16 protein-coding genes are annotated in these 18,378 nt (G+C 58.4%); 2 read left to right on the top strand and 14 right to left on the bottom strand.

Going from position 1 to position 18,378, the window contains the following annotated elements; translation table 11 throughout:
• From uvrA to recQ, 3 genes are all read right to left on the bottom strand, one after another.
• The coding region (gene uvrA, locus U0L91_RS08955) for an excinuclease ABC subunit UvrA (RefSeq protein ID WP_330046206.1) at positions 1-2,430 on the bottom strand (2,430 nt) is incomplete at its 3' end.
• Positions 2,427-4,487 carry an excinuclease ABC subunit UvrB gene (gene uvrB, locus U0L91_RS08950; protein ID WP_330046204.1) on the bottom strand — a complete coding sequence of 687 codons (2,061 nt, stop codon included), beginning with the start codon at positions 4,485-4,487 and terminating at the stop codon, positions 2,427-2,429. The genes uvrB and uvrA, both read right to left, overlap by 4 nt.
• Positions 4,488-4,609: 122 nt before the next feature.
• A complete protein-coding gene (gene recQ / locus U0L91_RS08945) occupies positions 4,610-6,448 on the bottom strand; it encodes a DNA helicase RecQ (protein ID WP_330046202.1) in 1,839 nt (612 codons plus the stop codon).
• 194 nt (positions 6,449-6,642) lie between these two features.
• Here recQ and hpf point away from each other — a divergent pair, with 194 nt between their 5' ends.
• A complete protein-coding gene (hpf, locus tag U0L91_RS08940; RefSeq protein WP_330046199.1) occupies positions 6,643-7,155 on the top strand; it encodes a ribosome hibernation-promoting factor, HPF/YfiA family in 513 nt (170 codons plus the stop codon).
• A gap of 40 nt (positions 7,156-7,195) precedes the next feature.
• On the opposite strand, the gene U0L91_RS08935 is transcribed toward hpf, so the two are convergent.
• Positions 7,196-7,972: a JAB domain-containing protein gene (locus U0L91_RS08935; RefSeq protein ID WP_330046197.1), complete on the bottom strand. Its 777-nt coding sequence runs from the start codon at positions 7,970-7,972 to the stop codon at positions 7,196-7,198.
• Positions 7,973-8,051: 79 nt separating this feature from the next.
• On the opposite strand from U0L91_RS08935, the gene U0L91_RS08930 reads away from it, so the two are divergent.
• Positions 8,052-9,026, top strand: coding sequence for an RluA family pseudouridine synthase (locus U0L91_RS08930; protein WP_330046195.1), 975 nt, complete (start codon positions 8,052-8,054; stop codon positions 9,024-9,026).
• A gap of 47 nt (positions 9,027-9,073) precedes the next feature.
• Here the strand turns inward: U0L91_RS08930 and U0L91_RS08925 are convergent, their stop codons facing one another.
• The 10 genes from U0L91_RS08925 to U0L91_RS08880 form a co-directional block, all read right to left on the bottom strand.
• Positions 9,074-9,295 (bottom strand): winged helix-turn-helix domain-containing protein, encoded by a 222-nt coding sequence (locus U0L91_RS08925; RefSeq protein WP_330046193.1) that lies wholly within the window; start codon positions 9,293-9,295, stop codon positions 9,074-9,076.
• A complete protein-coding gene (locus U0L91_RS08920) occupies positions 9,292-10,029 on the bottom strand; it encodes an ABC transporter ATP-binding protein (protein ID WP_330046191.1) in 738 nt (245 codons plus the stop codon). Before U0L91_RS08920 ends, U0L91_RS08925 begins: the two co-directional genes overlap by 4 nt.
• A complete protein-coding gene (locus U0L91_RS08915; protein ID WP_330046189.1) occupies positions 10,022-11,467 on the bottom strand; it encodes a hypothetical protein in 1,446 nt (481 codons plus the stop codon). The genes U0L91_RS08920 and U0L91_RS08915 overlap by 8 nt, the downstream gene beginning before the upstream one ends.
• Before the next feature lie 15 nt (positions 11,468-11,482).
• Entirely contained in the window at positions 11,483-12,253 is a 771-nt protein-coding gene (locus U0L91_RS08910) for a hypothetical protein (RefSeq protein ID WP_330046187.1), read from the bottom strand.
• Between the two features lie 3 nt (positions 12,254-12,256).
• The gene (locus U0L91_RS08905; protein ID WP_330046185.1) at positions 12,257-13,750 is read right to left on the bottom strand and encodes a hypothetical protein; all 1,494 of its coding nucleotides are present in this window, start codon (positions 13,748-13,750) and stop codon (positions 12,257-12,259) included.
• A gap of 15 nt (positions 13,751-13,765) precedes the next feature.
• Positions 13,766-14,560: a hypothetical protein gene (locus tag U0L91_RS08900; protein WP_330046183.1), complete on the bottom strand. Its 795-nt coding sequence runs from the start codon at positions 14,558-14,560 to the stop codon at positions 13,766-13,768.
• A 53-nt stretch (positions 14,561-14,613) separates the two neighbouring features.
• Positions 14,614-14,994, bottom strand: coding sequence for a GntR family transcriptional regulator (locus U0L91_RS08895; RefSeq protein WP_330046181.1), 381 nt, complete (start codon positions 14,992-14,994; stop codon positions 14,614-14,616).
• A gap of 184 nt (positions 14,995-15,178) precedes the next feature.
• The gene (locus tag U0L91_RS08890; protein WP_330046179.1) at positions 15,179-16,582 is read right to left on the bottom strand and encodes an oxaloacetate decarboxylase subunit alpha; all 1,404 of its coding nucleotides are present in this window, start codon (positions 16,580-16,582) and stop codon (positions 15,179-15,181) included.
• A gap of 40 nt (positions 16,583-16,622) precedes the next feature.
• The gene (locus tag U0L91_RS08885; protein WP_330046177.1) at positions 16,623-16,997 is read right to left on the bottom strand and encodes a biotin/lipoyl-containing protein; all 375 of its coding nucleotides are present in this window, start codon (positions 16,995-16,997) and stop codon (positions 16,623-16,625) included.
• Between the two features lie 30 nt (positions 16,998-17,027).
• Positions 17,028-18,350: a carboxyl transferase domain-containing protein gene (locus U0L91_RS08880; RefSeq protein ID WP_330046176.1), complete on the bottom strand. Its 1,323-nt coding sequence runs from the start codon at positions 18,348-18,350 to the stop codon at positions 17,028-17,030.
• Between the last annotated feature and the right edge of the window lie 28 nt (positions 18,351-18,378).

The following is an 18,378-nucleotide window of genomic DNA, read 5'->3' as shown; positions in this document are numbered from 1 at the left end:
TTTGGGCTGGTTGGCAAAGAAATTGCAGGCTTCCTCCACCGTCATATCCAGCACATCGGCGATGGTCTTGTCCTTGTATTTGACTTCCAGCGTTTCGCGGTTGTAGCGTTTTCCCTTGCAGACATCGCAGGGCACATAGATGTCCGGCAAAAAGTGCATTTCGATCTGGACGATACCGCCGCCTTCACAGGCTTCGCAGCGGCCGCCCTTGACGTTGAAGCTGAACCGTCCGGGGCCGTATCCGCGCTGTTTGGCGTCCTGCGTATTGGCAAACAGCGTCCGGATGTCCCCGAACACGCCGGTATAGGTGGCCGGATTGGATCGCGGCGTGCGGCCGATGGGCGACTGGTCAATGCCGATGACCTTATCGACCCATTCCATCCCTTGCACTTCCTCACACTGACCCGGCCGGCTGCGGGCGCCGTTCAGTGCCGCGGCCAGCGTCTTGTAAAGAATCTCATTGACCAGGGTGGATTTGCCGGAGCCGGAGACGCCGGTCACACAGATCATCTTGCCAAGCGGGAACTCGACCGTGATGTTCTGCAGGTTGTTTTCATGGGCCTTGACGATCTTCAGCGACTTGCCGTTGCCGGGGCGGTGCTGTGTGGGCACCTCGACGAATTTGCGGCCCGACAGATAATCGCCGGTGACGCTCCGCGGGGCGTTGCAGATGTCCTCCACGCTGCCGGCTGCGACGATCTCGCCGCCATGCACGCCGGCACCGGGGCCGACATCCACCAGATAGTCTGCCTGACGCATCGTATCCTCGTCATGTTCGACCACGATCAGCGTATTGCCGAGGTCCCGCAGCCGTTTCATGGTGGCAATCAGTTTGTCATTGTCCCGCTGATGGAGACCGATGCTGGGCTCATCCAGCACATACAGCACGCCGGTGAGGGCGCTGCCGATCTGGGTTGCCAGACGGATGCGCTGGCTCTCGCCGCCGGAAAGCGACGACGCTCCGCGGGACAGCGTAAGATACCCCAATCCTACGCTCTGCAGGAAACCGAGCCGCTCCCGAACCTCTTTGAAGATGGAGGCGGCAATCATCTCGTCACGCTCCGAAACATGAGCATTCTCGATGAACGCAAGTTCCTCGGTCACGCTCATATCGCAGAACTGGGCGATGTTGATGCCGCCCACCGTCACCGCGAGGCTGGTGGGTTTGAGGCGCTGCCCATGGCAGGTGGGGCACTCTTCGCTGGACATGACCAGCGCGATTTCTTCCTTGACCCATTCGCTGTTGGTTTCACGGAAACGCCGTTCCAGATTGGGAATAACGCCCTCGAAGGTGTTGCGGTATGTGCCGGAGCCGAACATGTTTTCGCGCTGCATCTCGATCTTTTCATCGCCGGTGCCGTACAGAATCGCGTGGACGGCCTCCTCGCTCATCTCCCGGACAGGCGTGTCCAGCGTAAAGCCGTACCGCTTGCCGAGCGCTTTATAGTACATTTCCGAGATGGAACCCTCGGCATAGTACCAGCCGCTCGCCTTGATGGCGCTCTCACGGATGCTTTTTCTGCGATCCGGAATGACGCGCGCCGGGTCCACCTTCATGAAGGTGCCCAGACCCGTACAGGTCTCACAGGCGCCGAAGGGGTTATTGAAACTGAACATCCGCGGGGAAAGCTCATCCATCGAGATACCGTGCTCGGGGCAGGCGTAGTTCTGGCTGAACTCCATCATCTCCCCGCCGATCACATCGATCCAGACAAGACCGCCGGTCAGCGAAACCGCCGTCTCAATGGAGTCGGCCAGCCGGCTGCGCACCGTATCGTTGATGGCCAGGCGATCCACCACGATCTCGACATTGTGCTTGATGTTCTTTTCCAGCTTGATTTCTTCGTCCAGATCATACATGTTGCCGTCGATCCGGACACGGGCAAAGCCGCCGCGCCGTGCGGCGTCCAGTTCCTTGGCCTGGGTGCCCTTGCGGCCGCGGACCACCGGCGCCAGGACCTGGAACCGGGTACGTTCCGGCAGCTTGAGGACTTCGTCCACCATCTCGTCCACCGTCTGCTGACTGATTACCCGGCCGCAGACCGGGCAATGCGGCACGCCGATGCGCGCATACATCAGGCGGAGATAATCATAGATTTCCGTCACGGTGCCCACGGTAGACCGGGGATTGTGACTGGTCGTTTTCTGGTCGATCGACACCGCCGGGGAGAGTCCCGTGATTTCATCCACATCGGGCTTTTCCATCTGGCCGAGGAACATCCGCGCATAGCTGGACAGGCTCTCCATATAACGGCGCTGCCCGTCTGCAAAGATCGTGTCAAAGGCCAGACTGGATTTTCCCGAGCCGGACAGACCGGTCATCACAATCAGTTTGTTGCGCGGCAGAACCAGATTGACATTCTTGAGGTTGTGCTCCCGCGCGCCCTTGATGGTGATGCGGTTGTTCGCATCAATCTGAATATTGCTCAATTCCTGTACTTCCTCCTGCCCTTGCGCTGCTTTTCGGTAGCGCGGCGTTCGCTGTTGTCCGCCGTGGTCGGGTCTTCTCCGCGCTGAAGTTTTTCAATCTCATCGCGCAGGAAGGCCGCATGCTCAAATTCGAGCAGCCGGGCGGCTTCCTTCATTTCCTTGGTCAGCCGGGCGATGGTCTGTTCCCGTTCGGCGCGGCTCATCCGGCGCTGGCGGAGTTTCTTGTTCTCCTCGCTCATGCTGATTTCCAGCCCTTCGCCGATCGCCTTGACGATGGTTTTGGGCGTGATCCCATGTTCCCTGTTGTAGGCATCCTGAATGCCGCGGCGGCGTTCGGTTTCCATGATGGCCCGCTCCATGCTCGGAGTGACCTCATCGGCATACATCAGCACCACGCCGTTGGCGTTGCGCGCCGCACGGCCAATCGTCTGGATCAGGCTGGTCTCACTGCGCAGGAAGCCTTCCTTGTCGGCATCGAGAATGGCGATCAGCGAGACTTCCGGCAGATCAAGACCTTCGCGAAGCAGGTTGATGCCCACAATCACATCAATCGCGCCCAGACGAAGATCCTTGATGATCTCCATCCGTTCAAAGGTATCCACTTCATGGTGCATATACTTGGTCTTGACGCCGTGCTCCTCGAGATAATCGGTCAGATCTTCGGCCATCTTGACGGTCAGCGTCGTGACCAGCGCACGCTCGCCGCGGTCGATCCGCAGACGGATTTCTCCGAGAAGGTCCTCGATCTGGCCTTCCACGGGACGCACCAGAATGACCGGGTCCAGCAGACCGGTGGGCCGGATCACCTGCTCGGCAATGCGGCTGGAATGTTCCCGCTCATAGGCGCCGGGGGTAGCACTGACAAAGATGGTCTGCCCGACCTTGGACTCAAACTCCTCGAATTTCAGCGGTCGGTTGTCAAACGCCGAGGGAAGCCGGAACCCGTATTCGACGAGGGTCTTTTTCCGGCTGTAATCTCCGCCGAACATGCCGCGGATCTGGGGGAGCATGACATGGCTCTCATCCACCATGAGGATGAAATCCTCGGGGAAATAGTCCAGCAATGTTGTGGGCGTCGATCCGGGTTTGCGCCCCGAAAGCACAGCGGAATAGTTTTCGATGCCCTTGCAGGTGCCCACTTCCTGCAACATCTCCATATCGTATTTTGTGCGCTGCTGGATGCGCTGGGCTTCCAGCAGTTTGCCTTCCTCGGTGAATGCCTTGACCTGCTGCTCCATCTCCTGCTCGATTTTGGCAAGGCCTTCCTTCATCTTCTCGGGTCCCACGATATAATGGCTGGCCGGGAAGATGGCCACATGCCGCACCACGTTGCGGCGTTCGCCGGTCAGCGGATCAAATTCGCAGATGCGGTCAATCTCATCCCCGAAAAACTCGACCCGGATGGCAAACTCGTCATTGTAAGCCAGATGGATATCCACAATATCGCCGTGGACGCGGAACTTGTTGCGGATAAAGTTCATATCGTTGCGCTCATACTGCAGCTTGACGAGACGGCGGCACAGCTCATCGCGCTCCATCTGCATCCCGGGCCGCAGGCTGATGACCATGCTGCGGTAATCGATGGGGTCGCCCAGCGAGTAGATGCAGGAAACGCTGGCCACAATGATGACATTCCGCCGTTCCGACAAGGCCGCCGTGGCAGAATGGCGCAGACGGTCAATCTCATCGTTGATGGCGCTGTCCTTCTCGATATAGGTATCGGTGGACGGAATATAGGCTTCCGGCTGATAGTAATCATAGTAGGACACAAAATATTCTACCGCATCATCCGGAAAAAATCCGCGCATCTCGGTGCAGATCTGGGACGCAAGGGTCTTGTTCGGCTCCAGGATCAGCGTCGGGCGGTTGCAGCGCGCAATGATGTTGGCCATCGTGAAGGTCTTGCCGGAGCCCGTCACACCCAGCAGCGTCTGCCCTTTGTCGCCCGCCTGCAGGCCGCGCACCAGCGCGTCAATCGCCTGCGGCTGGTCACCGGTGGGCGAAAAAGGAGCCTTGAGATGAAATACTTCGTCCTGTCTGGGTTCCTGTTCTGTCATGATGTCCTCCCCGCAGTCGCGTACTCGTTTTGACAACTTATTGTTGTATTTCATTATAATACAGAGGGATGGCAAAGTAAAGCCCTTTCCCCTCCGGCGCGGAAATTTTTACGCCTGCCGGATCACGATTGCTGCGCGTTGACCCAGCCGGCAATCACTTTGAGAAAAGCGGCGCCGTATTTGCGCGCTTTGGCATCGCCGACACCGGAAATCCGCATGAAATCGCCCATCGTCCGCGGCTGTTTTTCCGCCATCTCATCGAGACTGACATTGTTGAAGATGATATAGGCCGGGACGTGGTTCTGCTGTGCCAGTTCGGAACGCAGCGCTTTGAGTTCAGCCAGAAGGGAGCCCGGTGCTTCCGGTTCGGGTTTCTTGCTGCGGGAGGTGCGCCGTGCAGCCTCGGAGCGGCGTTCCGTCATGCTGACGGTCCGGCCATGAAAAAGAACTTCCGAGGCCCCGGGCAGCAGACGCACAACCGGGTAATCCCCCGTTTCGGTCAGCAGATACCCCTGTTCTTCCAGCGCATCGAGGTAGAGCCGCATCCGCTGGGGCGGAGTGTCCTTCATGATGCCGTAGGTGGGCAGTTCATCCAGGCCGCGGTCCAGGGTTTTGCGGTCCTTGGAACCGCGGAGCATCTGTACGACCGCCACCACGCCGAGCCCGCCCGGCCAGCGTTTCTGAATCCGGGCCACACCGGACAGGATTTTCTGGGCTTCGGTTGTGATGTCGGTCTCAACAAAATCGCCGTTGCAGTTGGAGCAGTTGCCGCATTTTCCTTCCCGGTGTTCGCCGAAGTATTCCAGCAGATACCCCCGCAGGCAGCGGGTGGTCTTGCAGTATCCGACCATCGTCTCCAGCCGTTCGGCATCCCGTTTGAACACCTGCTCCCGCTGTTCGGGGGTCAGCGCCTCGTTTTCACTGGAATTCTGAAGGAAATACCGGGCCGTCTCAATATCCCCGAGAGAAAACAGCAGGATGCACTCCGCCTTTTCGCCGTCACGACCGGCGCGGCCGGCCTCCTGATAATAGTTTTCGAGGTTTTTCGGCATATTGTAATGCAGCACAAAACTGACATTGGATTTGTCAATGCCCATTCCGAACGCATTGGTGGCAACCATAACGCGCCGGCGGTCATACACGAAATCCTCCTGGTTCTTCTGGCGTTCCTCCGGCGTCAGTCCCGCATGATAGCGTGTTGCCGAGATGCCTGCCGCACGGAGCTGGCGGCAGACGGACTCGACCGTCCGGCGGGTTGCGCAGTAGATGATCCCGCTTTTGCCGGGGTGATCCAGAATATATTCTTCCAGGAAGCGCTCCTTGTCGCGGGGGCGCTCGACACCGAAATACAGGTTGGGGCGGTCAAATCCGGTCGTTATACACAGCGGGGATCTCAGCTGCAGCAGTTGGGTGATGTCCTGCCGGACCTGTTCGGTCGCTGTCGCCGTGAAAGCCCCCACCACGGGGCGGACCGGCAAGGTATCCAGAAATTCGGCAATGCGGAGGTAGCTGGGCCGGAAATCCTGCCCCCACTGGGAGACGCAGTGCGCTTCATCCACCGCGACCAGCGCCAGCTGCAGATGGGAGGCCAGGAACAGAAAGCTATCCGTCATCAGGCGTTCCGGCGCCACATAGAGAATCTTGTAGGCCCCGTTCAGCGCATTGCGCCGTACCTCGCCGAAAGCCTCCTCCGAGAGCGAGGAGTTCAGGCAGGCGGCCTGGATTCCCTCCTCCCGCAGGGCGGTCACCTGATCCTGCATCAGGGAAATCAGCGGCGAGATGACGAGCGTCACACCGTTCATCATCAGGGCCGGAATCTGGTAGCAGGCGGATTTGCCGGCGCCGGTCGGCATGACGCCGAGCACGTCCCGCCCCGATGTCAGTGCATCGATCAGTTCCTCCTGTCCCGGACGAAAGCTGTGATGTCCGAAGTATTGCTGCAATATCGCAAATTTATCCATAGCTCCGTCCTGTTTCCTTTCTGCCGGCTCAAAGCGGTAATTGTGAACATTTTACAAAATTTATTTTCCGTCAGAAAAATATTTTGACTTTTTGTACACGCTTGCTATAATAGAAGTAGGAAATCCCCCACCGCGATACGGAGGATGGATTTCCAATCGGGTGCACGCCACCCAATATCAAGGGAGGTCATCGTATGAAAGTTGTATGCACTGGTCGCCGCGTAACGCTCAAGCCCAGTTTCATTGAGAACGCCGAAAAGAGACTTGCCAAGCTGGACAAGTTCTTCCCGGAAGAAGCTCAGACTCAGGTGACCGTCACGGTAGAGAAGAGCGGGCAGACCGTGGAAATCACCCTGCGCAGCAACGGTCTGACGATGCGTGCCGAAAAAACCGACGATCGCATGGAAGATGCGCTGGCCGATGCGGTGGATCTGCTGACCCGGCGCGTTGTCAAATACCGCAAGCGTCTGGGAAGCAAGCTGACGGCTGCCGCCGCCGAACTTCCCGCGGAAGAACCGGAAGAGGTCTTTGACGTGGTCCGTGAAAAGCGGTTCACCGTCAAACCGTGCAGCACCGAGGAAGCCATCCTGCAGATGGATCTGCTGGGACACAGCTTCTTCCTGTATCACAGCACCGAGAACGATAAGATTCAGGTGGTTTATCGCCGGGCCGACGGCGGCTACGGCGTCCTGATTCCGGAAGGCTGATCTGCACAGCAGTGCCGCCCCATGAAGGGGCGGCACTTTTTTATTTGGTATTCTTTTGGGAATCTGATTCTCGCGGAGCGCGATCGGAGCACAGCAGCGAGTCGGTCCTGGGGTTGTAGGTCGGAATCCGGCCGTGCTCTGCGAGACTGTATCCCGACTGCGGCGTGAGAATGACATGATCGATCACGTCGATTCCCACCTGCCCGAGGGTACGGACAATGGCATTGGTAGCGGCAATATCCGCCGGGGATGCGTTATCCACCCCCGATGGATGATTGTGGGCGAGCAGAACGCAGCTGCAGCCGCTGAGAATCGCGTCGCGGATGAGTTTGTTGAAGTCGAACTGAACGCGGTTGGGAACGCCGTCGGCAATCTTGATATCCTTGAGCGGCATCAGGTTGTCATTCAGCGCAATCATGTAGAATTCTTCCCGGCGCGGATCGGTGAAGAGCGGCCGGGCATATTCAAAACAATTTTCGGTGGAGTTGAGCTGCACGGGATTTTCCCGCTGTTTCTGGATCTGATAGAAGCGGGCCACTTCCCTGAACGAATGCAGAAGCCTGGCACTGCTGGGACCAATCCCCTCCACCTCCATCAGCTGTTCCTCACTGGCTTCCAGAACCTCGCAGAATCCTCCGAAATGCTGGATCAGGCGGTGCGCAATGGGATTGGTATTCTTGCGCGGAATTGCAAAGAAGAGCAGATATTCCAGAACTTCATGTGCCGCCAGGCTGGTCAGGCCATCCCGCGCTACCCGTGCCTGCATTCTGGCACGGTGATCGGCGTGAAAATTTTCCGCAGCTTTCTTTTCCTGCACGGTCAGCACATCCTTTACCTTTGGCTCATTCTATTATATACTATTGGCAACACGATTGCAAAGAGGATGAGAGGTAAAGATGAAAAAGTTTGTAGCCGGCCAAAACGAGAACGATGTGCGGCTGTCCCGTTTTGTGGAAGCCGTCACCAAGGATCTGCCCCGCAGTCTGCTGTACAAGAGTTTCCGCAACAAGCGGATCAAGGTCAACGGCAAGCGCGCCGAACCCGACACCCGCCTGCGGGAAGGCGATGTGATCGAGCTGTACATCAATGACGAGTTCTTTCCTCTCAAGCCTGTCACGACTGTGCGCAAGCCGCCGCGCCGTCAGCCGCCCGTCACCGTCATCTATGAGGATGAGGACATTGCGGTGCTCTACAAGCCCGCCCACCTGCTCTGCCACAGCGACCGGACCGGGGACCCCAATCTGATCGAGGCATTCTGTGCCCAGCTCAAAGAGCGCGGCGAGTATGACCCGACGGCCGAAAACCGGTTTGCCCCGGCGCTGTGCAACCGTCTGGACCGCGGCACAGAGGGCCTTGTCATTGCGGCCAAACGATATACGGCACTGCGCGATATGAACGAGATCATACGGATGGACTGGATGAAGAAGGAATACCTGACCATCACCGTGGGCGCGCCGCCGGCAGGCCGTCAGATTGCCTGGCTGCAGCACAGCGAGAAGGGCAACAAAGTCCGGATTCACGCGCGGGAGAGCGAAGGGTACAAAAAGATCATCACCGATGTGACGGTCATCCGCCGGGATGGTCCCTTTGCGCTGTGCCGCATCGGCCTGGTCACCGGACGCACCCATCAGATCCGCGCCCACCTGGCTTACCTGGGGCACCCGGTTCTGGGGGACATCAAATACGGCAACCGCACCCTCAACGAAAAGACAGGGTTCCGGACGCAGGCACTGTGTGCCCAGCGGCTGATCTTCGGACGCATTCCGGAGGAGAATTCCCTGCACCGGCTTTCCGGACACACGATCAAGCTCAATGATCCGGCCATCCTCAAACAGTATGACGCCCTGGTAGGCGCCAGCGAACAGAAATAAACACGGCCCGGGCTCCCGTTTCAGAACAGGGAGTCCGGGCCGTTTTCTTAGCTGCAGAGCCGGTAACCGACGCGGTAAATCGTTTCGATATGCAGGGAACCCCCGAATTTTTTGCGCAGGTGCTGGATGTGGACATCCAGGGTCCTGGTACGGGTATCGGACGGGTATCCCCAGACCGAGGTCATCAGAAAATTCCGGGTGATGATCTTGCCGCGGTTATTTTCCAGCACGGCGAGCAAGGCGGTTTCCTGGGGTGTCAGATGAATCATGCGTCCTCCCCCTCTTTTCCGAATTCCAGATAGTGTTCCGGGTCCCAGCCGCAGCAGGAGGACATGAACGAGAAGAGCGTCTTGCCGCTTTCGTGGAGATCATCCAGCATGGCATCGCTGGAGAGTTCTCCGCGATGGAAGACAAGGGCGCGGTCAATGAAATGTTCGATGTCATCGAGATAATGCGTCGAGATGAGGATGGTTTCCTCCCCGTGCAGGGTCCCGCTCATCAGTTTGATGAAATCCTTCCGGGTAAAGGCATCCTTTCCCAGGAACGGTTCATCCATCAGATAGTACGAAGCCCGTTTGGCAAAGCCGCTGGCCAGTTCCACCCGGGCTTTCTGACCGGTGGACAGGTTTCCGATCCTATCACGCGGGTCCAGCGCAAAAAATTGCAGGAACTCCGCATACCGTTCGGGGTCAAAGGCGGTGTGCAGGTCAGCCAGGAAATTGCCGTATTCCCCCACCGTGAGGTTGGGATAATAGCTGCCCTCGCCGGTCATATAGCTGATCCGCTCATACTGTTTTCCGGCGGGTTTGCCGTCAAAGAGCGCCTGTCCCTTGACGCCGGGCAGAAGTCCGGCCATGGCCCGCAGCAGCGTGGTTTTGCCGGCGCCGTTTTCGCCCAGAATGCCGACAATCTGTCCGTCGGGAATTTCAAAACTCGCCCCGAGAAGGCCGACTTTCCTGCCGTGTTTCCTGTAAATCTTCGTCAGGTCTTTTACCTCAATCATTCGTCACACCTCCGTCAAAATCCGCAGCTCCGGGCAGATTGTTTCCAAACGTCGTCACAGACCCCGGCGTACTGTAACCGGAGTGCAGGAAGCTGCGCCATCCGAAACTGTCGGACAGGAATTTCAGATTCAGATCCGTCGGTTCTGCAGTATTCAGTATGCCGGTATAGAGCGGAACCGCTGCGCTGAGTGTATCGTACACGGCAATCTGATACCCCGCCGGATATTCCGACGTGTCTTCATACACACCGTCGTGAATCTGCAGCGGAAGGAACCGCCACTCCACAAGCATCACTTCGGTTGCGTCGTCATTGTACAGCACAGCCTGGACCGCATTCTGCATTTCCGACCGGGAACGCGCCTTGGTCTCAAACTTTTCAATCACGCCGTCCCGGGTACGCATCAGCACGAGCGTCTCACACAGAAGCTGCTGGTCATTCCGGTCCAGTCCCCGGATGAGGAAGGCGGCATCGGTTTCGTTCTGACGGGCAAGGCGGCTGGTCATGTAGACTGTGTCGGCATCGGTTGCGAGGAGTTCACGGTGATCGACACACTGTCCGTTGTCCGCCACATAATCCAGGCAGAGTTTGCCCGCGGTATTCTCATACAGAACCGCCAGTCCCTTGCCCACATCGCTGCAATTGTACATTCTGACGGTGTCATCGGGACGGTAGAACAAGGCAATCCTGCCGTAGGAGGTACTGGCCGGCACGCAGGGGACGCCGAGCACGCTGCCTTCCTGGGGGAGCGCCGCCACTTCCGAATCCTGCAGAGATTCTTCAACGCGGTATACACCTGCCGGCCATTCGTTATCGGTCTGCATGCAGAAGAAGTACGACCCGTTCCGCTCCGGAATGCCTTCCTCCTCAACGATCTGATCGGCGCCGAGATCCAGGTCGGAGATTCCCGTGCCGGAACACTCCCAGTCGGCGGTCACCGATCCGTCCTTCAGATAGGCATACACCGACTGTTCTGTATCGAGCTTTGCCGTTGCGACACGGAAGCGGACCGAGGTCTGGTCCGGCAGGTGGAGAACGACCATTTTATAGAAGGTATCCGCCTGGGAATAGGCCACAACATCCGGGTTGCTCCATCCGCCCTGTTCATTGACGGCATCCCGCGTTGCAGGATCAGGACAGAGCAGACTGCGCGCCCAGGAAACGGACGTCTCCGGCAGTTCTGCAGGTGAAATATCCACCTGATTCTCGATCTCCCCATCCCGGAGTCGGAACGAAACCCGGTAGAACGGTTCACCGTCGGTGATGCCGGAGAGCGTAAAGCCGCGAAGTTTTCCGGCATCGCCATAGGTACTGGTCAGTGTTGTCTCCAATGCACGCCGGCCGGCAATGCGGTATCCAATGGAGACTGCCGCCAGAACGGCGATGGCTGCCGTTACCGCCAGGAATTGCCTGTAAGGTCTCTTGGTTTTGGATTTCATCTCAACTGTCCTCCCTTACAAACAGGTGGCCCGTTTCAGGGCCCGGTTCGCCCACCACAGATTGATCAGCAGCGAAATCACGGCTGTCAGGGCGGCCGGCCAGACAAACTCGGTCACTCCGGAAAGTCCGGCTGCCCAGGCCTGCAGAATGGCAGCGGCAAATCCCACCGCTGTGAGGATTCCGCAGAGAATCCGCCATCCGCCGCGGTGCAGGAACAGACAGGCCATTCCGACCGACAGCGCCAGCATGCCTTCGATCAGGGCGGCAATGCTCCCGGCACGGGTCGGAAGAAGCGCGGCGATCAGCGGGGTGCAGGCCAGCTCGGGATAGGGATTCCACGGCACCGCCACCCCCGACACAAACAGCTCGGCGACCTGCATGGAGACGAGATAGACCGGGCGGGACATTGCCAGGAACAGCACAACCTGCCAGGCGGCAAGACCGATCAGCAGCAGCATACAAAGCAGGATGTTTGCCGCCAGAAGAAGCCCCCGCGGGAACGGGAGCGTCAGCAGTGTGTAGCCGACCCGGGCGCCGTCACGGGTTCTCCACGGGCAGATGCCCACCCCGCAGGCCAGGACAACCGCCGTCAGCAGGAAGAGCTCACACTGAAGCCCATGGACAAACAAGGTAGAATACCGCATTCCGATCATACTTTTGCGGGCCGCCAGGAAGAGCAGTACCGCGATTTGCTGTGCAGTGAACAGCCCCAGAACCGCCGCATAGAATTTGCGGACCATCCGCCATTGCCAGCTCATCAAGGAAACAAGACGGTTTGTCTGCATGTTTCATCCCTCCTTTTCCGGCCAGTAGAACAATCGCTGTTCATAGGTATCCAGCTGAATCCGTCCCGCAGATGCGAGATTTGCCATTTCGGGCATCAGTGTACCGTTCTGCCGGATGTTGTCCGTCCAACGCAGGAACCGTCCCAGATCCAGCAATCCGGTATACAGGTTCTGACCGGTGGCACCGTCATACACTTCCAGCCGGTATGCGTCCAGACGGGTCTGATACCGATTTTCCGCGTCCGCCGGGCCGCCGTTAGCGTTGGTCCATGCCAGGTCACGGCATACCAGAAGCAGACGCTTGCCGTCTGCACTCAGCGAGGCCGCCTCCACGCTGTTTTGTGCGGCATCCGACCGAGCCATTCCCTGTGCGGTTATGGTACCGTTACCCAGGCGGAGAACATAGAAATACCGGGGCAGATCTTCGGATTCGTTGCCCTGCGGGCAGTACACGAATGCCGCTTCGTCGTCTTTGAGAGAATCCAGTCCGTACAGTGCCGATTCTTCCTGCCATCCGCTGATCGGGAAAGATGCCGCAAGGCTCCCTTCCGGATTGTAAAACTCGATGGCCACCGACCCGTCCGGCTGTTTCTGCGGCAGCCACAGCAATCCGCCTGCAGTCCGCAGGTCAGCCAGATGGGTTTTGCCGGTGAAGTCACACAATTTTGTCATCGAGCCGTAGGGGGTGCTGCTTGCCAGAATCGGATAACCTTCCACCTCGGCATCCCGGGGCAGCGCATCGATCTCTTCCCCGGTCAGGAGCTGGTCCACACGATACAGACCGGGATCTACCAGCAGCCCCGGCACATCATCCACCGCCACATACACCTTGTCGTCCAGCACGGTGCCGGAGATCAATTCGGCATCGCTGTTCTGCGGTACAGACGCACTTACATAATAATCCTGAGTCCGGTCAGCGTACACGGTGGTGTACGCGGTGGCAGGCTCACTGAACTGGACGATTTTGAAGGGAAAATGCAGCGACCGGGATTCCTCCACATTGGGGTCGCGGAGTGTGAGATCTATCATCTCATAGGCCCGGGTAACGGCTCCGGTCAGTGACAGGGCATACTGAGAAGTATAGAACATGCCGACGCCCTGCTGCTGATAGGAAAAATATCCTTTGGACAGGTTGCTTCCCAGCGTTTTGCGGTCTTCGGGCATGACCGCGTAGCTTTGCCCGATATAGAGAGTATCGGAAGCCATCCCATCCCCGGTAAGGCTGGATTTCAGGTTTGATTTCTGGCGGATCTGTCCATTCTCCAGACAAAAGCGAATTTCCGATGTCATTCCCTGATTGACGCCGGAGAGGACAAAGCCATCCAGGGCTGCGGCATCCCCCTGCTGTGTTTCGAGATGAATCTGATCCGGATTCGTTCCGAACCGCAGGAAAAGCCCTCCGGCCAGCATGACACCGATGCACACGGCAAGAAAAACCGCCGCAGCCTTCTCCGGCCTTCTGCGCCGGACCTTGTCCGGTTCTGCCGTTCGTTTCATCGTCTTCCCCTCCTTTTACCGAATTGCTTCCGCATGTTTCATCGAATAGACGGACCATCCCGTGCTGAGAACCGTCATCCCCGCCAGAACGGCGCAGAGCGGTGTCAGCGGGAACTGCGCTTCGTCACCGCTGAGGCCTATCACATAGGCCGCGGTCATCGCCATACAGACTGCCGCCGCTGTCAGCATGAGGCAGACGGCGAGAAATTTGCGGAATCCCTGATGCAGGAACACGCCGGGCACAATGGCGGCAGGAACAATCAGCAGCAGGGCAAGGACCAGGAATCCCTTCCCGCTCACGGGCGCCAGCACGCGGAGCAGGTAGTTGTCCGCCATCACGGACCAGAACGACCCGGCTCCGGACACCGGCAAGGCGAGAGATTGCTGTGCACAGGCAAGATGGAGTACATGGACGGGCAGATACAACACAAAGATCAGGAGTATCTGCCAGGCCATGACGATCCACAGCGACAGAATGCCTGCCAGGACCTGTGCCAGAAACAGCTGCCAGCGCGGGAGGTTCATCATGTACAAGGTATATCCGATGTGACTTTTCTGGCCGGGCTGCGCCAGTGAACGCTGGGCACAGAACGCCCCGGCCAGATAGGCCGCGGCAAAAATCAGCGGGCAAAAGGTCCCGAGAAACAGACCGTTGAAGTTCAGTCCGGCATTGGCCTTTTGCGAATCCGCCCAGAACAGCAGGCCCGCTTCCAGGACAGTGGCCAGTGCACAACTGATCAGCAGTCCGCGCAGGCCCATCCGCCAGGTCCACGCAGCCAGACGCAGGGTACGCTTCCAATCGGTTTGCATGGTGGATTCCCCTTTCAGTGTATTATTTGATTAGTACACATCATGTAAAAAAATCAGCTTTCCTCGTCCCATAATTCACTGACGAGGCCGATCACTTTCTTGTAGGACAAGTGGTTTTCCTTTGCTTCCCGCACGAACCGCTGAACCAGGCCGCGCGTCATTTCCTCTTCGATCCAGGCATAAAGTTCCGGTGTCAGACAAACCCGGCTTCCGCTGTTTCCCTCGGTCCGGATATACCCCTCCTCCATCATCAGATGGTAGGCTTTTTGTGCGGTGTTGGGGTTGATTCCGGTCTGTGCCGCCAGCTCTCGCCGGCTGGGCATCTCATCCCCGTCCTTTGCTGTTCCCAGCAGAATCTGTCGTTTCAGGCTCTGGGCGATCTGCCGATAGACTGGCTCATCCTCATGGAACTTCAGGCCTCTGAAACTGACCATGCCTTTTCCTCCTTTCTGTCAGTGTTTCTTTGTTCTGACTGTATTATAGCACTAGTACACTCACTGTACAAGAGGAAGAGCCGCTCTGAAATGTAAATGTTTGCCGAGGCCGGCGTTCCGACATACAAAAAGACACCCGCGGAGGCGCTCCCCCACGGGTGTCTTTTCTCTCATAAAACGGTCATCAAACCGGATGGGACTTGGATTCGTAATCGGCATGCGCCGCATCCACGCCATGCATCCGGGCATTGCGCTTTTCAAAGAATTTGGGCGCAACCTGCGGGAACATCGCGTAGGTCAGGACATCCTCTTCCTGGATGGCATACTTGGCAGCTTCCTGCTTGAGTTTATCCATCTCGGGCTCCAGCGTGTCGGCAAAACGGCAGGTGATCGGCTTTTCGCCCTTCAGGATGAAGTCGCTGAACTCCTTCTTGATCGGAGCCGGGGTCTTGCCGTAATCGCCATGGACCAGGCCCTTGAATTCCTTGGTGACCATCTTGTAGCGCTCACCGAGGATGACATTGAAGACAGCCTGCGTACCAACGATCTGGCTGGTGGGCGTGACGAGCGGCGGATAGCCGGCATCCTCACGGACACGCGGGATCTCGGCCAGAACTTCGTCCAGCTTGTCTTCCTTGCCGGCGTCCTTGAGCTGCTTGAGCATGTTGGAGAACATGCCGCCCGGCACCTGATAGAGCAGCGTGTTGGCATCGACGCCAAGGCTCTTGGGGCTGATCTGGCCGTTGGCAATGTACTTCTCACGCAGCTTGCTGAAGTAGTTGCGCACGACATTGAGCTGGTTCAGATCCAGGCCGGTGTCGTAATCGGTGCCCTGCAGGGCGGCGACGAGGCTCTCGGTCGGCATATGGGACGTGCCCAGAGCCAGCGGGCTCATGGCGGTATCGATGATATCGGCGCCTGCCTCAATGCCCTTGATGATGGACATCGAAGCCAGGCCGGCCGTGTAGTGGCTGTGGATATCGATGGGGATGCTGACGGTCTCCTTGAGCTTCTTCACCAGGTCATAGGCGGTATACGGCTTGAGCAGACCGGCCATGTCCTTGATGCAGATGGAGTTGGCACCCATGCTTTCCAGCGTCTTGGCGTACTCGGCAAAGTATTCGTTGTTATGTACCGGGCTCAGCGTATAGCTGATGCAGGCCTGAACATGGGCGCCTTCCTTGTTGGCCGCCTTGATGGCAGTCTGCAGGTTGCGGGGATCGTTCAGGGCGTCAAAGATCCGGATGACATCAATGCCGTTGGCGACACTCTTCTGAACAAAGTACTCGACGGCGTCATCCGCATAGGGACGGTAGCCGAGCATGTTCTGACCGCGGAACAGCATCTGCAGTTTCTGATGCGGCAGTTCCTTGCGCAGAATCCGCAGGCGCTCCCAGGGGTCTTCGTCCAGGAAACGGATGCAGGAATCGAAGGTAGCGCCGCCCCAGCATTCGACCGAGAAATACGGAATCTTATCCATCTCGGGCAGGATCGGGCGCATTTCGTCCATCGTCATGCGGGTCGCAAGCAGAGACTGATGCGCGTCACGCAGAACGACTTCGGTAATCTTAATAGGTTTCTTAGCCAATCTCGTTCACCTCATTTTCTCATTCAAGCGAAAACTGCCATCAGTTCATCGTGCAAAGCGTATCGCCGGAGTTGACGGTATCGCCCTTGCGGACATTGATGCTCGCGACAGTGCCGTCCTGCGGAGCGCTGATCTCGTTCTCCATCTTCATGGCCTCGAGGATCATCAGCGTATCGCCGGCCTTGACGGAGTCGCCGGGCTTGACCTTGACATCCAGAATGTTGCCGGGCATCGGAGCGGAGACCGTCACGGCGCCGGCGGCACCAGCGGGAGCGGGCGCAGCGGCAGGCGCCGGGGCAGGAGCAGCGGCCGGAGCCGGAGCGGGTGCGGCAACGGGAGCGGCCGCGCCATTGGCATTTTCTTCAACGGTGACATTGTAGGCAACACCGTTCACAGTAACAATCAGGTTTTTCATGGGGAGATCCTCCTTCTACTCAGTTGTAAATTACAGGGTGATGTTGCCGTGCTTCTTGGAAAGGCGCACCGCACGCTTGGTGGCGAGCATATCCAGAGCCTGCGCAGCGGCAGAGCGGACATCGGCGGGCTTGGCGACCGTATCGGCCGCACCGTTTGCCACCGCAGCGGATGCGCTGCAGACTTCCGCCTGATACTTGGCGGTCTTTTCACGGGTGGCCTGCTGGATGTTGTCCGAAGCAAAGATCTCATCCTTATAAAGAACCGTGACGGCCGTCTCGGGAGCGAGCGGCGCAACCGTGCAGCCTTCCACCGCGATCCGCCAGTCTGCCGAAGCGGCAAAGACCGTGTAGATCGGGCCGACGGCCTCTCCGGCCAGGACAGCGACCTTGACCGTGGTGGCCTCGGCGTAAACGCCGGCCATACGGGCAGCCTGGCGGATACCGCCAGCCTGGTCATCGCCCTCGCTGCGGACAAAGCCCTCAGTGTTGACAATGGTCAGCACCGGGATGCTGTACGCATCGCACAGACGCACAAAGCGGGCCGCCTTGGCGGTGCACTTGTGGCACAGGGTGCCCTTGGCGGTGGCGACAATACCGACCGCCATGCCGCAGACGGTGCCCAGCGCCGTATAGACGTTGGTGCCGTAGCCGGAGTACAGCTCCACAAGGCTGTCTGCGTCGGCAATGGCCTCTGCCGCGCCCTTGGCATCGTACTTGGAAAGGTTCAGCGCTGCGGTGGGGGCGTCAAAATCAAAGACAGCGGGGCCGGCAAGGTTGTTGGCCGGCAGCAGTCCGAGGATCTTGGAAACCGTGGCAGCCACTTCGGCAGCGTCCTTCACGACAACCGCAGCCACACCGGCCTTGGCGGCAAACTCCGAAGTGCCGGCTGCCTTGACCTTGTCCTCTGCATTGAAGGGTGCATTGAGGAACAGTTCCGCATCCTTGGCCATCACGCAGACATCCGCCGCCGCAGCCTGCACCGCGCTGGTGCCGGCACAGGTGCCGATCACCGCCGCGATCTGGGGCACAACGCCGGAGATCCGGGCAATCTGGGCCGTCAGACGGGAGTTGGCGTTGAGAAGTTCCAGGCCGCCCTCGATCTTGGCACCGTTGGAGTTGTAGAAGGTGACAACGGGGTTGCCGGTCTCGGCAGCCATCTCCAAAACGCGGATGGTCTTGTTGATGTCCTGCACGCCGACGGGTTCACCGTTCTGATACACCGCATAGACGCTCTGGCCGTTGGCACAGCCGAACGCGGCACTGACGGCGCCGTCGGTAAACAACGGAGAATAAGATCCCTCGTCAAAGAATTCTGCAAGGATGGTTTCCTTGCCGGGCTTTTTTGCTGCCATATACTGACCTCCTGTCGGTTCTATAAGC

The organism is Gemmiger sp. (genome assembly GCF_036306485.1).
In the GTDB taxonomy this organism is placed as follows: domain Bacteria; phylum Bacillota; class Clostridia; order Oscillospirales; family Ruminococcaceae; genus Gemmiger.
This window is presented reverse-complemented; position numbering and strand designations above follow the sequence as displayed.

What these genes read in the sequence shown, in the direction of transcription:
- uvrB (WP_330046204.1), bottom strand. Translation starts at nt 4,487, where the DNA reads ATGACAGAACAGGAACCCAGACAGGACGAAGTATTTCATCTCAAGGCT.
- recQ (WP_330046202.1), bottom strand. Translation starts at nt 6,448, where the DNA reads ATGGATAAATTTGCGATATTGCAGCAATACTTCGGACATCACAGCTTT.
- hpf (WP_330046199.1), top strand. Translation starts at nt 6,643, where the DNA reads ATGAAAGTTGTATGCACTGGTCGCCGCGTAACGCTCAAGCCCAGTTTC.
- U0L91_RS08930 (WP_330046195.1), top strand. Translation starts at nt 8,052, where the DNA reads ATGAAAAAGTTTGTAGCCGGCCAAAACGAGAACGATGTGCGGCTGTCC.
- U0L91_RS08925 (WP_330046193.1), bottom strand. Translation starts at nt 9,295, where the DNA reads ATGATTCATCTGACACCCCAGGAAACCGCCTTGCTCGCCGTGCTGGAA.
- U0L91_RS08920 (WP_330046191.1), bottom strand. Translation starts at nt 10,029, where the DNA reads ATGATTGAGGTAAAAGACCTGACGAAGATTTACAGGAAACACGGCAGG.
- U0L91_RS08915 (WP_330046189.1), bottom strand. Translation starts at nt 11,467, where the DNA reads ATGAAATCCAAAACCAAGAGACCTTACAGGCAATTCCTGGCGGTAACG.
- U0L91_RS08910 (WP_330046187.1), bottom strand. Translation starts at nt 12,253, where the DNA reads ATGCAGACAAACCGTCTTGTTTCCTTGATGAGCTGGCAATGGCGGATG.
- U0L91_RS08905 (WP_330046185.1), bottom strand. Translation starts at nt 13,750, where the DNA reads ATGAAACGAACGGCAGAACCGGACAAGGTCCGGCGCAGAAGGCCGGAG.
- U0L91_RS08900 (WP_330046183.1), bottom strand. Translation starts at nt 14,560, where the DNA reads ATGCAAACCGATTGGAAGCGTACCCTGCGTCTGGCTGCGTGGACCTGG.
- U0L91_RS08895 (WP_330046181.1), bottom strand. Translation starts at nt 14,994, where the DNA reads ATGGTCAGTTTCAGAGGCCTGAAGTTCCATGAGGATGAGCCAGTCTAT.
- U0L91_RS08885 (WP_330046177.1), bottom strand. Translation starts at nt 16,997, where the DNA reads ATGAAAAACCTGATTGTTACTGTGAACGGTGTTGCCTACAATGTCACC.
- U0L91_RS08880 (WP_330046176.1), bottom strand. Translation starts at nt 18,350, where the DNA reads ATGGCAGCAAAAAAGCCCGGCAAGGAAACCATCCTTGCAGAATTCTTT.